At 59.4% G+C, this 16,066-nt stretch carries 9 protein-coding genes; 2 read left to right on the top strand and 7 right to left on the bottom strand.

Going from position 1 to position 16,066, the window contains the following annotated elements; all coding sequences use genetic code 11:
• Window positions 1-276: 276 nt before the first annotated feature.
• From E6C55_RS20160 to E6C55_RS20145, 4 genes are read right to left on the bottom strand one after another with little or no spacing between them, the layout of a single operon-like run.
• Entirely contained in the window at window positions 277-6,834 is a 6,558-nt protein-coding gene (locus E6C55_RS20160) for a discoidin domain-containing protein (RefSeq protein WP_136371617.1), read from the bottom strand.
• Window positions 6,835-6,854: 20 nt separating this feature from the next.
• The gene (locus E6C55_RS20155; protein ID WP_136371616.1) at window positions 6,855-7,688 is read right to left on the bottom strand and encodes a carbohydrate ABC transporter permease; all 834 of its coding nucleotides are present in this window, start codon (window positions 7,686-7,688) and stop codon (window positions 6,855-6,857) included.
• A complete protein-coding gene (locus tag E6C55_RS20150; RefSeq protein ID WP_168735772.1) occupies window positions 7,685-8,569 on the bottom strand; it encodes a carbohydrate ABC transporter permease in 885 nt (294 codons plus the stop codon). The genes E6C55_RS20155 and E6C55_RS20150 overlap by 4 nt, the downstream gene beginning before the upstream one ends.
• Before the next feature lie 25 nt (window positions 8,570-8,594).
• A complete protein-coding gene (locus E6C55_RS20145; RefSeq protein ID WP_136371614.1) occupies window positions 8,595-9,923 on the bottom strand; it encodes an ABC transporter substrate-binding protein in 1,329 nt (442 codons plus the stop codon).
• Window positions 9,924-10,093: 170 nt separating this feature from the next.
• On the opposite strand from E6C55_RS20145, the gene E6C55_RS20140 reads away from it, so the two are divergent.
• Together E6C55_RS20140 and E6C55_RS20135 are read left to right on the top strand one after the other, a co-directional pair.
• Window positions 10,094-11,854 carry a cache domain-containing sensor histidine kinase gene (locus E6C55_RS20140; RefSeq protein WP_136371613.1) on the top strand — a complete coding sequence of 587 codons (1,761 nt, stop codon included), beginning with the start codon at window positions 10,094-10,096 and terminating at the stop codon, window positions 11,852-11,854.
• Window positions 11,841-13,043, top strand: coding sequence for a response regulator (locus E6C55_RS20135; RefSeq protein WP_136371612.1), 1,203 nt, complete (start codon window positions 11,841-11,843; stop codon window positions 13,041-13,043). Before E6C55_RS20140 ends, E6C55_RS20135 begins: the two co-directional genes overlap by 14 nt.
• On the opposite strand, the gene E6C55_RS20130 is transcribed toward E6C55_RS20135, so the two are convergent.
• The 3 genes from E6C55_RS20130 to E6C55_RS20120 all read right to left on the bottom strand — a co-directional run bounded on the left by E6C55_RS20130 (window position 13,019) and on the right by E6C55_RS20120 (window position 15,886).
• Window positions 13,019-14,260, bottom strand: a complete 1,242-nt coding sequence (locus E6C55_RS20130) for an aminotransferase class I/II-fold pyridoxal phosphate-dependent enzyme (protein WP_136371644.1) — start codon at window positions 14,258-14,260, stop codon at window positions 13,019-13,021. The genes E6C55_RS20135 and E6C55_RS20130 overlap by 25 nt on opposite strands.
• 82 nt (window positions 14,261-14,342) lie before the next feature.
• A complete protein-coding gene (locus E6C55_RS20125; protein WP_230986773.1) occupies window positions 14,343-15,500 on the bottom strand; it encodes a site-2 protease family protein in 1,158 nt (385 codons plus the stop codon).
• A gap of 26 nt (window positions 15,501-15,526) precedes the next feature.
• Complete coding sequence (locus tag E6C55_RS20120; RefSeq protein WP_136371611.1) at window positions 15,527-15,886, bottom strand: arsenate reductase family protein; 360 nt, start codon at window positions 15,884-15,886, stop codon at window positions 15,527-15,529.
• Window positions 15,887-16,066 lie beyond the last annotated feature (180 nt).

The following is a 16,066-nucleotide window of genomic DNA, read 5'->3' as shown; positions in this document are numbered from 1 at the left end:
ATAATCGGTGCCGAGCGGTGGATGGAGTACCATACATCGGCCGGAATTGGGAGGGAATAGCGGCGTTTTATGTGATTTCCAACCGCCTCTTCAGAGCATCGTTGTGCGGGTTCCCGCACATTGTTCCTAGACACGTGTCAAACTGGAGCGGCGATTGGCTCGCGGAGGGACCGAGATGAGTGAAATTTCGCATAAATCCGGCAGCGACAAAAAAAGATATCCCGCAGCCCGGCCGCTTGCAAGCCGGACTGCGAAATACCTTCTATCTGCCTTGGCTTATTGCGATTCGCGGCCGTCACCCTTCACCGGATTCGGAATCGGAATCGGAATGCGATAATCGCGGGATGCCGACATAATATCGGCCCATGCCCAGTAATCTGTCGGCACGTCCGTCCACAGCACCGGCTCCGCTCCGGCGAACGGCTCGCGGCCAAGCGCCGCATTCAACGCCCGGACGGCCTCCGCGCGAGTCAGTCCGTTGTCGGGGCGGAACGTCCCGTCCGGATAGCCTCGCATCCAGCCCTGCGCTTGAACGGCTGCGATCGCTTCCGCCGCCCAGCTCAGCTTCACATCTGCGAAGGCCGATTCGCCGCCGGCTGCGGCATCCAATGTGTTCCAGCGCGCGAGCACTGCTGCCAGTTCGGCCCTTGTGACGGTCTCGTCCGGCCGGAATTGGCCGTTCCCGCTTCCGGTCATAATTCCTGCGGCATACACCCGGTTAATGGAGTCGGCCGCCCAGTGATCGGAGGCAACGTCAGCGAGAATAGTCTGAGCGCTGCGGACATCGGATGGGTCCGGCATATTGCGCGCCACCATTGCCGCCAGCTCCGCCCGCGTGACCGGCTTCGAAGGGCGGAACGTCCCGTCCTCGAAGCCATTGATGTAACGACGGTATTCGCGAATCTCCGGTTCGGCCAGACGAAGAACCGTGAAGGTGCTGAATTTATCGACCTCGATCTCGACGCCGACCGGCTCTCCCTTGTCGTCATAGCGGATGTCCGCCTGTTGAAGCACCTCCTCGCCGTCGCTGTGCTCGATGAACACCGCCAGCGACGCGAGATCGTCCTTCCTCTCCGAAGTGTCGATGGGGAACATCAGCTTCGTCGGAAGTCCGGAGTAATTCGTCTCAACGATAACCGGAAGCCCGACCGCCTGCGCTTCCCCGTACTCCTCGGCCGCCTTCACGGCCGAAGAGTCGAGCGCCCTCCGCTTCGCCTCAGCCTGCTCCTTATCGCTGCGAATCGGCACGATGCGCACCTTCAAGCCGTCGGCCTTGTCGCCAAGATTCGCCGCGACGTTCTGCGGCAGCGTGACCGTCACGTCGCCGGTCCGGACTTCCAGGACAATGCGGCGGTCCGACAGCAGTCTCGCCACGGCCAGCGGTACCGAGAGCGTATATTCATCCGCCTTGTCGTTAGGCAGATCGTCGAGAAGGATAACCGCTTTGCTCTGTTCTGCGGAGATCGCTCCGCTCACGATCGCCTCCGCCATCGCCGCATCCAGCTCAACCGCATCGACCTTGCCGCCGCTCGCCGTCACCGTTCGGACAATCCGAATCGGAACAGCCATGCCGTTATCGGCTCCGAAGCTGACGACCGCTTCGCGGACTTGCCCGGGGCTTGCCGTGTTGGCGGCGGCATTGCCGGGGGCGGTCGAATCGACTGCAGTCCACTTCGCATACAACGTTACCGCCGAGGCCCCCATAACAAGCGTTTCGCCTGCGGCGTAATCCGTCCCGCTCCCGTCGGGAGCCGTATTCCAGCCCGCGAATTCACAGCCCGTCCTTGCGAGATTGCCGTCGTTGCCCAGCACGATGACGCTCAAGCCGCTCTCGTAGACGTTCCCGTCCGTCGGCGCGCTTCCGCCCGTATGTCCGTTGCCGTCATAGCTTACGCGATAAGCTGCCGCCAACGGCGGCGCCGCATAGCCGAACGCTTGCAGCTCTGCAAGCTGCATCCGGTACGATCCGTCCACGCTCATCAGCCTCGTGCCCTCGACCTTCACATACCTCGCGCGCGTCTCGTCGAACGCGAAGCTCTGCGCCCCGGCACCCGGCCGGGCAAATTCCGTTCGTGACGCGACCGTCGCCCAATGGATCGCATCCGTCGACACCTGGATCGTGAAGTCCACCGGGAACCCCTTGCCCACATCGTCCTCATTGCCGTTCCGCGGATACAAGTCCACCCGATCGATCATGTAGTCCGCCCCAAGATCGACGCTCAGCCATTCCGTATGGCTCTCTCCAAGCTCCGAATCGCTGCTCCAGCCGTTCCCCGCCGTCTGGCCGTCGACCGCAGCCTCCTTGGAGAAGCCCCAGCCCTCCACCGAGCTCGACGCCGTTACCGTCTTGTTCAATGCCTGATTGACGAATACGGCGTCAGGGGCCGCAATCCATTGCGCATACAACACGATAGAGGAAGACGCCACGACAATCATGTCCCCCGGTGTGTACCCCGTCCCGCTCCCGTCGGGAGCCGTATTCCAGCCCGCGAATTCGTAGCCCGTCCTCGCGAGATTGCCGTCGTTGCCCAGCACGGTTGCGTTCGAACCGCTCTCGTAGACGTTCCCGTCCGCCGGCGCGCTTCCGCCCGTATGGCCGTTGCCGTCATAGCTTACGCGATAAGCTGCCGCCGACGGCGGCGCCGCATAGCCGAACGCTTGCAATTCCGCAAGCTGCATCCGGTACGCCCCGTCCACGCTCGTCAGCTTCGTGCCCTCGACCTTCACATACCGCGCGCGTGTCTCGTCGAATGCGAAGCTCTGCGCCCCGGCACCCGGCCGGGCAACATCCGTTCGGGACGCGACCGTCGTCCAATGAACCGAGTCCGTCGACACCTGAATCGCGAAGTCCACCGGGAACCCCTTGCCCACATCGTCCGCGTTGCCGTTCCTTGGATACAAGTCCACGCGGTCAAGCATATAGTCGGAGCCAAGATCGACGCTCAGCCATTCCGTATGGCTCTCTCCAAGCTCCGAATCGCTGCTCCAGCCGTTCCCCGTCGTCGTGCCGTCAACCGCCGCATCCTTGGAGAAGCCCCAGCCCTCCACCGAGCTCGACGCGGTCACCGTCTTGTTCAGCGCCTGATTGGCGAATATCGCGGCATTGATCGTTAACGGCAGCTCTCTGCTTGCCGTCGCGCCGCTGCTGTCGGTGACCGAGACCCGAACAATCGCTGTCCCGGCGGCGGACGCCTCGGGCATCCCGCGCAGCTCGCCCACAGCCGGATCGATCGTCAGCCCTGCCGGCAACCCGTCGGCGCTCCACGTATACGGCTTCAGCCCTCCGGTCGCATACAGATTATCGCGATAGTCGACAGCGACCATGCCGGCATTCAAATATCCGTTCCAGATTCCGAGCGGGCTTGACGAATCCGGATTGCCGAACGCCTGCAATTCCGCAAGCTGCATCCGGTACGATCCGTCCACGCTCATCAGGTTCGTGCCTTCGACCTTCACATACCGGGCGCGCGCCTCATCGAACGCGAAGCTCTGCGCCCCGGCGCCCGGCCGGGCAAATTCCGTTCGGGACGCGACCGTCGTCCAATGAACCGCATCCGTCGACACCTGAATCGTGAAGTCGATCGGGAAGCCCTGGCCGACCTCCTCGTCGCTGCCGTTCCTCGGATACAGATCCACGCGATCGATCGCATACTCCGCCCCGAGATCGACGCTCAGCCATTCCGTGTGGTTCTCGCCCAGCTCCGAGTCGCTGCTCCAGCCGTTCCCCGTCGTCTGGCCGTCCACCGCAGCCTCCTTGGAGAAGCCCCAGCCCTCCACCGAGCTTGAGGCGTCCACCGCCTTGCCTTCCGCCAGATTAACCGACTCGCCTTGATCCCGAACCGTTATCGTCACATCCCGGCTGGCCGTCGCGTTGACGCTATCCGTGACGGCGACATGCACGGTGGAGACGCCCGCCGCCTCGGGTACGCCGTAAACCTCGCCCGTAACCGAATGAATGCTTAATCCCGCCGGCAGATCCTCCGCGCTCCAGGAATAAGGCAATACGCCGCCTGTCGCATGCAAGACCGTGCTGTATGCCGATCCCGCGGTCCCGTCCGCCAATCCCGCCTCCGATACGTTCAGCGCGCCTGCCCCATTATCGGCCACGATGTAGATCGGACTTTGCGTCAGATGCACGGATACGGCATTGCCGTTAACCGCAACGTTCTCGGCATTCCCGAACATATCCAATACCTGTACGGATTCCGCCTGGGTGGGGAAGTTTATGTCCATCGGAGCGGCATTCGTCTCTCTCCATAACGCAATGATGCTTTGCGAGCCCTTCGTGAACGCATAGCCCCACGTTCCGGGCTCCGTGCGAATGCGGCCCAGCCCTGTCGCATTGTTCAATATGCTGGCCATCCCGGCTTGCGCGGCGTAGACCAGCTTGGGCACATAGCCGTTGTAGAACATGCCGTAGCTGGCGTCGACGGCCTGCGCATCGGCTTGATTGGACAGCGGATCGATCATCGCGAACCAGAATACTTTATCCACCTTGCCGCTGCCCGCGCTCATCAGATATTGGCGCTGCATAAGCTGGGCCTGCAGCAGCTCGTTCGCCGCATAGTCGGCATCGTCTATAGCGGGGTAGGCGGTCTCCGTGATGGCTAGCTTCTTGCCTGCCCCGCCGGGCGACGACTGCACAATCTGCCACAATCGATCCAACTGCTCCTCGTAGGCTCCCGAGGACAGCGACTTCTCCGGCCCGATTCCCAATCTTCTCTGATCGTAAGGATGAATATCGATCGTATCGAACTTGCCGAAGGAGCCCGTCCCTCCGAACTCCTCGAACCATTCCGGGAACGGCCCCCAATAATCCGAAGCATCGTCGTTCACCGGAGCGCCGAGCGAAGGGCCGACCAGCTTGATCGTTCCTCCGGCATTGCTCGCGGCGGTCTCGATCAGATTGACCATATCGACATATTCCGGAAGGCTCTCCATCGAAGTCTGGGTCGTATCCCAGAACTCGGGGCCGTTCGGTTCATTCCACGCCGACACGTAGGGAATGGCATTCTTGTAACGGTCGAAGAACGCTTCGACATACTCGGCGAAGTTGTCCATGCTGTCCGGGCGGGGCGCCCAGCCCGTCGATCGCTTGGCCCAATCCGGCGCGAACGCCATAATGTCGAAGTAGCCGATTCCGTACGGCTCCAGCATGGCCAGCGTCTTGTCCAGAGGCTCCCAGTTGTACACGCCCGCTTCCGGCTCCTGAACGGCCCAGATGTTCTCGCCGTCCAGCCATGGCCGAATCCACTTCATCCCCGCCTTGGCCGTCAGCGGAATTTGGTACGCCTGCCACGTAATCTGCCGCCAGAACGTATTCATTCCGAAGGTGATTCCCGAATCGGCCACGTCGTTCACATCCTGCTCGGGAACGATGGCCAGACGCGTCTGAGCCGAGGCGCCGCCTGCCTGAACGGCAACCGTATAGACCCCGTTGGGCAGCGCGCCGGGCGCAAGCCGAACGGTCCGTTCGGAGCGGGCCGGCACAAGCTCGTTCAAGATCTGTCCCTGCTCGACGCTCTCCGTCCCTCCTATCGGCGTTATGGTGTACTCGACCGCAACCGGAGCGGCGGCGGCTCCCGTATTGAACACATTCAGCGTCAATTCCGCCTGTTCGCGATCGGTGTACACTCCTCCTACAATCGGGGAGGCCAGCCGCAGGTTAACGCCTTCCGGCTCATAATGCTCAATCGCAACCAACGGAATCAAGGCCTCGTAGTTCGGATCTCCTTCGCGTGCGACTCCGACGTACAACGTGTTTACGTAAGAGCCGTCCAACGGAGCGTCCAAGTTCGACATCAGCTTGAGATAATCCGTGCGGAATGCCAGAGTCAGCGGCTCGCCCGTCCCCCGCTCGGCGGGAGCGGTCAGCACGCCGTCGATCGTGGCGACATCGTCGATCTCCATCCGGTATCGGATGTCCTGCTCGGATGCCGCTCCCGGCTCATCCGATACGATCGAATCGGCCGAATCGCGGGTTACTGTCTCGTAATATGTGACATAAGCCGGATCGTCGGGGTGATCGGAAGCGCTTACAGCGGCAATGAGGGCAAATCGATACTCCCCCGTGCTCTGCGGCGTCCAGTTCCCCAACATATACGTGGGCGTATCGAGGATGCTTTTTCTGCCGAACAGGTCGTAGAACATCCATTGCTGCCGATACAGCCCCTCCCACTCCACGGTGACATTCGGCTGCTGCAGCGTCGGACTTCCCGTCTCCGCCAGTCTCGCCGTATCCAGCACCGTTGTGAGCGGAGGCTCGGAATCCGCAATCGGCGTCGGATCTCCGTACGCCTTAAACAATCTTAACTGCATTCGATACGAGCCTTCTACCGTCCTTAGATTCGTCGCTTCGACCTTCACATAGCGGGCGGCTATATCGTCGAACGCGAAGCTCCGGGCAGCGCCGTCCGGCTTCTCGTAGCCGGTCACCGTCCTGACGGTCGTCCACTCCAAGGCGTTCGTCGATACTTGGATCGTAAAGTCGATCGGGAACCCTTCCCCGATGTTGCCATCGTCGTTGCGCGGGAACAGCTCGATCCGATCGAGCGTGTGCAGAGCTTCCAGATCCACGCTGAACCATTCCGTATGATTCTCGTACAAGCTCGACGAGCTGGACCAGCCCGGCTGAATCTTGTTTTCCTTTAACAGGCTCGCACGCGAGAACCCCCAAGCTTCCACGGAACTGGATGTCGTCACCTCGATCGACTCGTTCACCAGATTCACCGACTCGGCAGCTTCGACTTTACCGAATGGGAAGGAGAAGGAACCGGCCATTACGGCGGCAATCACCATCGATATCAACCATCTTGAACGGAACACTCCTTGCACGGTTGCAACCTCCTCGCAGATTATCCTTTGACAGCCCCCGACATAATGCCTGCGATAATATACTTCTGAAGAAAGACATACAGCGCCAGCACCGGAGCCACACTCAGCACGATCATCGGGAACATATGCGACCAGTCATTGGCATACTGCCCGACGAACGAATAGACGGCGATCTGAACGGTCTTGAGCTTCTCGGTATTAAGAAAGACGACAGGCAAGAAGAAATCGTTCCAAATCGTCAGAAATTGCAGGATAAAGACCGTCGTTCCGATCGGCTTCATCAGCGGCAATACAATTCGGAAAAATATTCCCGCACCGCTGCAGCCGTCGATTCTCGCCGCTTCCTCCAGCTCCTTCGGCAAGGAGCGTATAAATCCGCTGAACAAGAAGACGGTTAACGGCATGCCGAAAGCGATGTACAGGAAAATAACGCCCAGCGGAGTCCGGCTCAACCCCAGCGAATGAAGCAGCTTAAATAACGGAATCAGATTCAACTGCATGGGAACGATCAACCCCGCGACAAAAAATCCTTGAAGCAGGGTCGCTCCCTTGCCCTTCCGCCGCGCCAGCGGATACGCCGCCATCGAACCTATGAGAAGGATCAGAAGGGCGCTAATAAACGTGATGGTTACGCTATTCCACAGCGCGACATCAAAGTTCGATCGGCTCCAGGCTTCCGAATAGTTGCCCCAGTGGAATTCCCCGGATAAGCCCAACGGATTGGCGTACATGCTGCCATTGTTCTTCAACGAAAAGGAGAGCAGCATGAAGAGGGGATACGCATAGACGAAGGTGAACAAGAGCAGGAGCAGCAACTTAGGCAACCGTTGCATCAAGCGGCGATCCAAGCTCACGCCTCCACCCCTCTCCTGTTGAGCGCCCACAATTGAATCGCCGTAATGACGAGGATGATCAGGAACATAACGATCCCCATCGCCGTCGCTTCGCCGAAACGATTGTCCAAGAAGGCTGTATTATAAATAATCGAGCTGATGCTCTCGGTGGCAAACCCCGGTCCGCCCTTGGTCATGACCATAACCAGATCGAACATCTTCAAGCCTGCGATCATCCCGGTAACGATCGTAATCGTGAATGCCGGAGCCAGAAGCGGAAGAATGACATGCCGGAACCGTTGCAGGCCAGTCGCCCCGTCCATGGAAGCCGCCTCGATATATTCCTGGGGAACGGATTGCAGATTGGCCAGGAAGATGACCATACACCAGCCGGCCCCTTGCCATACGCTCACGCCTGTTACGGACCAAATCGCCAGCTTAAAGCTGCCGAGCCAGTCCTGCTGCAAGGAAGATAGACCGAGCCAATCCAACAAATAATTCAGGCTTCCGTTAATCGGGTCCAGAATATAGGACCAGATATAGCCGATGGCAATCATACTGATGACCTGCGGACTGAAGAAGACCGTACGGAACCAATTGTCCGCTCGCCTGCCGCGGTTCACCAACACGGCCAGCAGCAGACCGAAGACGATCTGGCCTATCGTCAAGCCGACGGCATACCTTATCGTGTTGCGGAATGCCGCTCCGAACCTGCCATCGTTCCACAGACCGAGGAAATTATCCAGTCCCGTGAAGCGATAATGCGGGTCCATGCCGTTCCAGTCGGTCATGGAGAAGTAGAAGCTTTGCAGACTCGGATAAATGAAGAACACGCAATAGAACAACAATGCCGGAATTGCGAATGCGTAGGAGACCTCGCGGAACCTCTTGCTCTTCAACATGCTGCCGCCTTCTCTCTGCTTGCCGTTAGTTCCCGGATTCCACACTCTTGTCCCACGATTTATCGGCTGCTTCGAGCACCTTCTCGAAGGTGGAGGCTCCGCCCAGCGCGGCTTGGGTCTCCTTCGTGAATGCGTCGCTCTGCGGACCTGCCGGCCAGCCCACATCGAGGAATGGATAAGAGGAGCCGGTGCGAATGATGTCCAGAATATCCGCGAAGATCGGGTTGCTGTCCATCGCAACCGTCTTGAGCGTGGAGAACTGTCCGGAGCCGATCAATGCGGGCACATTCTCTTCGTCATACAGGAATTCGATCAACTGCTTGGCCGTATCCTGGTTCGGGCTGCCGGACCAGACGGACAGGCCGGTTGACGGGGCGGCCGACAACCAGAGCGGTTGTCCCGGCTCGTTGCCCGGGAATGCGAACATGCCCATCGTGATGCCGGCGTCGGATGCCAGCTTCTCGTAGTCTCCGATGGCCCAGTTCCCGTTGACGATCATTGCCGCTTTGCCGTCGGCAATCAAGGCGTTGGCCGAATCGTTGCCGAGTCCGTTGATGTTTTTGCCCAAGTACCCTTTATCGAGCAGCAGCTTCAGTTGCTCTCCGGTCGACTTCCAGCTATCCGACGTGGCGAATTGCACTTGATTGTCATACCGCTTCTGGTCCCAATCCGGGTCCTTGGCATACACCGTCGACGGAACGAGCGCATACCAGGTGAACATGCCGCTGCCGTCCTTGGCCGGGAATGCGAACGGCGTTACCCCTGCGCTTTGCAGCCGATCCGCCACTTCAAGCAGCTCCTCCCAGTTCGTAGGAACGTTTAATCCCTGCTGCTCGAAGAGAGTTTTGTTATAGTAGACGCCGAGGAAGTTTTTCGCCCAAGGAATGCCGTACACCTTGCCGTCTTGAGAGAAGGGAGACAACTGACCCTGGTCAATGTCGGCCACCGGCCCAAGCGAGCTCAGATCCGCCAGATAGCCGGCATTGATCGCCACGCCGATCTTGCCTCTGCCCGGCCATTGCAAGAACAAGTCCGGCACGTCTTCCTTGGCTACCAGATGAGCCTTCAACGTCTGTTCATATTGCTCGTTCGGCGCGCGAGCGACCGAGATCTTGACCCCCGCATTCTGCTCTTCGAACTTCTTCGCCAGCTCCTCCAGTCCAGGCAAGTCCTGCCCCGGCACCGAAATTCCCAGAGCCACGTTCTTCGGCGAAGTCGACGCGGACGGCGATGCGCCCGCGGTTCCGCCGGACGACGGACTCGCCGTATTGCTTGCCGTATTGTCGGAACCGCAGGCGGTAAGGGCAACTGCCGATAAAGCGAGTGCAGCAACGAACGATGTTACTTTTTTCATTTGTTTCTCCCCTTGGCGTGAGTGTTGTGGTTCCCCATCAGTATTTCATAAACCGGACTATGTAAAAAACGACATCTTCTTCGGAAAAGGACGATCTTTACGGAATTCTTATTCGGACCCGGAAGCGATAGTATAATAGAGTAACACTGCCGCAACCTTGGGGGGCCATCATGACTATCGGACTCAAGTGGAAGTTGAACCTTGCCTACACGGTGCTGATTATTCTGCTTATCTCCCTAAGCAGCTACTTCAACTATCGCTACTACATTATGGATATCCGCAAAAACATGGACGCGACGACCGGAACCATTACCCAGCAGATCGAGTACAATCTCGATCAGTATTTGGATACTCTCGTGTCTCTCAGCATGCGCCCGCTTATTCACGAGGACGGCATCAAATCCGGGATGGAAGACCTGCTCACCCGCACCCCGGCCGCCGAGCTGAACTTCACCGAGCTGCAGGTGCTCGAGGATGAAGTGAACAACTTCTTCTTGTATCCGCATGCCGACGAGGTAACCGCCGTTCATCTGATCGACAACTCGGGATCGGAGCTGCGTTATTTTCCAATTATGCAGAGAGAGTACGACCTGGCCCCCGCTGACAGTCCCTACTACAACGCAGCCAAAGCGGCCAACGGCAAATTTGTCATTACGGAGACGCTGGCCGTGCCGCTGCTGTATAATCGCGATGTCGTCAACAACGTCTTCTCCATCTATCGGCAATTGAACGTATACGAGACGGACAAGCCGTTCGCCATGCTCGTGCTGGACTTCAAGCTCGACAAGCTTGCCAACTTCGTCAACAACGAGGTGCTCGGGGCCGATTCCGTCGTCCGTATCGTAAGCGCTAACAATCAGATTGTGTATTCCACCCGTCCGGAGGAGATCTCGACCGCTTATTCCCCGCCGGACGCCAACCGATGGTTCCTCGGGGAGAGCCGTCTTCAGAAGGCGGATTGGCGTGTCGTCGTGGGCGTTCCTATCGGCTCCGTGACCCATCGGACCGATCTGCTGCTTGTCTCCTGCTACATTGTCGGAGTTGCGATTCTGTTCGCCATGGTCATCTCCGGATGGTTCGCCACCGCGATTACCAGACCGCTTCACCGCTTGCAGAGGCTTATGAAGAACGCGGAGAACGGGGAATTCAATGTCCAGTTCCATACCAAGTCGAAGGACGAAATCTATCATTTGGGCAATAGCTTTAATCATATGATCGCCAAGATCAAACATTTGATCAACAAAGTTTATCTGACCGAAATCTATCAGAAGGAGGCGGAGTTCGCAGCGCTTCAGAGTCAGATCAGCCCGCACTTCCTCTTCAACACCCTTGAGTCCATTCGCATGATGGCCGAGATCGACGGGAGCGCTCGATCCGTGCAGATGATCACCTCCCTGGGCCGCTTGTTGAAGGAAAATATGCAGCAGAAGAAGTGGATCGCCTGCCGGGAAGAAGTCGAGTATATCGAGAACTACTTGCTTCTGCAGTCGATGCGGCTGTCCTATCCGTTAAGCTATACGATCGAATGCGATCCGGAGTTGAACGACCGGCCCATTCTGGCCTTCCTGATCCAACCTCTCGTCGAGAATAGCGTGCTTCACGGCATTCGCCCGTTGCTGCGCCCCGGCGACATCCGGATTCAACTGAAGAAGGAGGGAGCTTCCCATATGCGGATCAGAGTGGCGGACAACGGCGCAGGCATCCCTCCCGACGAATTGGAACGTCTCCGAACCCGTCTGTATCGGATGGACTCGTCCGGCGCCTCCGGCATCGGTCTCGTTAACATCAATCTGAGGATGAGACATGCCTTCGGACAAGGCTATGCGCTCCAAGTGTCCAGCACTCCGAATCAAGGAACAACGGTGGAGTGGACCGTTCCGTTGACATTCGATTCGACTTCCAAGGGGGAACTGGCCAATGGGACAATTTAAGCTGGTCGTCATTGACGACGAACCGTTGATTCGGATCGGGCTGCCTTCCGTCATCCGTCGCATCGCTCCGCAATGGGAGGTCGTCGGCACCGCGGCGAACGGGTTCGAGGGGCTGGAGCTCATAGACGCCGTTCGTCCGGATCTGGCGATTATCGATATCTCCATGCCCCAGATGGACGGGATTGCGCTTTACGCGGAGTTGAAGAAGCGAAGGGAAGCTCCATACTGCATCGTGTTGAGCGGTCATTCGGAGTTCGAGTATGTCCGCTCCATGCTGCGGATGGGCGTTCTTGATTACTTGATCAAGCCGATCGAGGATAATCGAATCTTGAGTCAATTGCGGCAGGTGGAAAATATGGTTCTGGAGGATTTCCGGCGCAAGCTTGTGGAGAACGAACAAAATCGGCAGTTAAGCGAATACTGGGTTCATCAGTTGATTCACGGGAACCTGTACGGGGTTGAGGAATGCGAGCGGCAGTTGCGCCAGCTCGGGATTCCCGCTTCTTCGATGTGTTATGCGCTCTGCGCCGTTCACTTCGACATTCCCGCCGAAGAAGAAAAAAGCCGCGGCACCTATCGTTTCTTCCTGTTCAAAACAGCGCAGGAACTAATAAAGGACAACGGCATCGCGATTCAAGGGGAAGACGGTCGGATCGTTCTCTTGCTCTGGTCGGATCGGGCGGAGCTTGCGGACGAGCTTGTCACGAGCTTCGAAGGCCAATTCGTCGCCTTCGTGCACGAGTTCTCCAAAGTCAGCGTCACGGTCGGTTCAAGCGCCGTGTTCGATTCCTTCTCCCGATTCCGGGAAGCATGGAGCCATGCCAAGCTCGCGCTTCATGCCGCGATCGACAACCGGAACAAACAGGACCAAGGCTTGATTGCGAGGGTCAAACAATATATCGGGAACAATCTCAACAACAATTTATCGCTGCAGAATGCCGCCGACCATGTTCATATGAACGCCAATTACTTAAGCGAGGTGTTCAAGCAGTCGACGGGCCAGAACTTTATCGATTACGTCATCGAACAACGAATCGAGCTGGCCAAACGACTGCTGGAGGACGATCGGCTCAAATTGTACGAAATCTCGCAGATGGTCGGCTACCAGAGCTCCAAGCACTTCACCGCGCTGTTCAAGAAAGTGGTCGGCATTCTTCCGTCGGACTACAAGCGTTTGATCGGCAAGTAAGCAGGCTCGCGCAGGAACGTCCCGATCCGGCCGGCCGCCTCAAGCAGCCGCTCCTCCGGCTCGACGAGCGCAAGCCGGACGTAGCCTTCGCCGCGCGAGCCGAACGCGCTGCCCGGCACGACGGCGACGCCCGTCCGCCGCAGCAGCTCCTCCGCGAAGCTCTCCGACGTCCAGCCGGCCGGAACCGGCGCCCAGACGAACATCGTCGCCGCCGGGCGCGGAATGCTCCAGCCTTCCCGCTCCAGCGCCTCCAGGAACAAGTCCCGGCGCTGCTCGTACAGCGCCGACGCCGGAGCCGGGGCGGTCATGTCCTTGCGGAGCGCGGCGATCGCCGCCTCCTGCACCGCATGGAACACGCCGAAGTCAATGTTCCCCTTGAGGCTTGCGAGCGCCCCGAGCGCCTCGCGGTTGCCGACCGCGAAGCCGATGCGCGCTCCCGCCATGTGGAACGACTTGGACAGCGAGTGGAACTCGATCGCCGTGTCCATCGCGCCCGGCACCTCCAGGATGCTCGGAGGCCGGCAGCCATCGAACGCCATCTCGCTGTACGCGTTGTCGTGCACAAGCAGCACGCCGCGCTGCTTCGCCACGCGCACCGCCTTCTCGAAGAAGGCGAGGTCCGCGACCGCCGACAGCGGGTTGCTCGGGTAGTTCAGCAGCATGAACCTGACCCGGCTCCAGATCGCTTCCGGCACCGCATCGAAGTCCGGCAGGTAGCCGTTCTCCTCGAGCAGCGGCAGCGGGAACATCTCCACGCCCGCCACGGCCAGCCCCGCCTGATAGACCGGATAGCCCGGATCGGGGAGCAGCGCCCCGTCCCCCGGCTCCGTCACCGCGAGCGCCAGATGGGCAAGGCCGTCCTGCGTCCCCATCAGCGAGACAATCTCCTTGTCCGGGTCGAGCTTCACGCCGAAGCGGAACGCGAACCATTCGGCGACCGCCTCGCGGAACCGCTCCGAGCCGAGCGTGCCGGGATAGCTGTACATCGCCTTGTCCATGCTGGCCGAAGCGAGCGCAGCGCGCACTTCCTCGGCAGGAGGATACGCCGGCGTGCCGATGTCCAGCGAGATGACGTCGATCCCTTCGAGCCGCGCCTTCCGTTTCCCCTCCGCGATGTCCGCGAAGATCGAAGACCCCAAGCGGTCCAGTCGGCTCGAACGCCACTTGCTTGCCTTGCTTTTGCCATTCGAGCCGCTCCTTGCCCCCTTGCCTTCCATTCCTTCAATTCCTTCTATGTCTTCCTTCCCCTTCATGCCTTCCACGTCTTCCTTCCCGGTTGCATCCCTGTTTGTCCGAACCTTATCGCGGCGTCGTCAGCTCGATCTCGTGAATAAACCACATCATGCAGCCGAGGAACAGCGCCAGCCCTCCGTACATGATCCCATACCGCCAGCGCACTCTCGTCGGCACGTCGTAGTATTGGTCCGATTGGTAGGCTTCGCCTTCCAGCCGCACCCTGAACCTTACCCGGCCGTTCTCGTCCGGTCTCCCGACCTCGACGATGCCGACGCTCTTGATCGTGCACGGCTGGCTGATCGTAATCTCGCCGCGGAACGAGAGCGGCTCCCAACGGAACTCCGCCACATGCTGGCCGTCCATCCGGCAATAAGCCGTGAACGGAAGCTCGCGGCGGTGGTTCTGCCCGGACAGGTACCAATCCGGCAGATCCGGGTCCACGTCCGCCTCGTAGATCCCCTCCACGAACACGGGATGCGGCTTCTTCTTGCCGAAGAACTGCCGGTACATCTGCCACAGGAACCATACCCAGATCAGCGCGAACAGAATGCTGTGCGTCATCCAGATCACGAACGGGCCGATGACCGCCCCCGCGACCCACAGCCAGCGGCTGACGGCGCCGATAATTCGGCCTCCATCCAGCGGCTTGACCGGAAGCAGATTAAACAGGTTGAGGAAAAATCCGACGTAAGCGAGCGCGTACCAGAACTCATAGCCGGTCTGTTGCCCGATCAGGAAGCAGACGAGCGCGCCAAGCGCACCGAGCAGCGGCCCGCCGATGGCGACGGCGGCTTCCGTCTCCGCATCCTTCGGATTCCGCTTGAGCATGATGAGAGCGCCGAGGAACGGGATGAAGTACGGCGCCGACACGGGCAGCCCCCGCCGCTTCGCCGCGATCACGTGCCCCATCTCATGGACGAAGATCAGCGCGACGAACCCGAGCGCGAACGTCCAGGGGTAGATCAGCGCGTACGCCCCGACCGTCACCGCCATCGAGAGCAGCGGCTTGCCGAATTTAAGCAGGAGCAGCAGCAGCCCTTTGCCCTTGGAGAGCAGGAACAGCAACCCCGCCCCCCATGCCCAGGAGCCCTTGCCGCGCTTGCCCGGTCCATCGGGCGCGCCCGACGATCCGCCCGGCGACCCTCCCGGTGGCGTTCCCGGCGGCGTTCCCGCTTCGGCGCTTGGCGTATAACCCGGCTGGTCCGGCCGTTCATCCTGCACTCGGTCTTGCGGCTCCTTCGGATCGTTTACCATACCTTCGCCAGCTCTTCCTCCTTGAAGCCGACCGTGGCCATCTCGCCATCTGCAATGACGGGGCGTTTGATCAGCATTCCGTTGCTTGCGAGCAGGGAGATTCTCTCATCGTCCGACAGCTTGGGCAGCTTGTCCTTCAATCCGAGCTCCTTGTAGGCATTGCCGGACACGTTGAACCACTTCTGAATCGGCAGTCCGCTGAGCCGAATCAGCTTCTTCAGCTCTTCCGCGCTCGGCGGCGTCTCGACGATATGGCGCAGCTCCAGCTCGTGTCCTCTCGACCGCAGCCACTTGACGGCATCGCGGCACGTTCCGCAGTTGGGATAATGATAGACGATTAGCGACTTGCTCATGCTGGTCGATTCCTCCGATACGTATTGTGGAAAATAAGGTCTGTTAAATGTGAAGCAAGGCATCCAGCGGGCCATCGCACCCTCACGCGGGCTCAAATGTCGGTTTTTCCGACATTCGGCGGACCATGGCACCCTCGCGCGAGCTCGAATGTCGGTTTTTCCGACATTCGGAGGGTCATC

Origin of the sequence: Cohnella fermenti (genome assembly GCF_004801405.1) — a bacterium.
GTDB lineage: Bacteria > Bacillota > Bacilli > Paenibacillales > Paenibacillaceae > Cohnella > Cohnella fermenti.
This window is presented reverse-complemented; position numbering and strand designations above follow the sequence as displayed.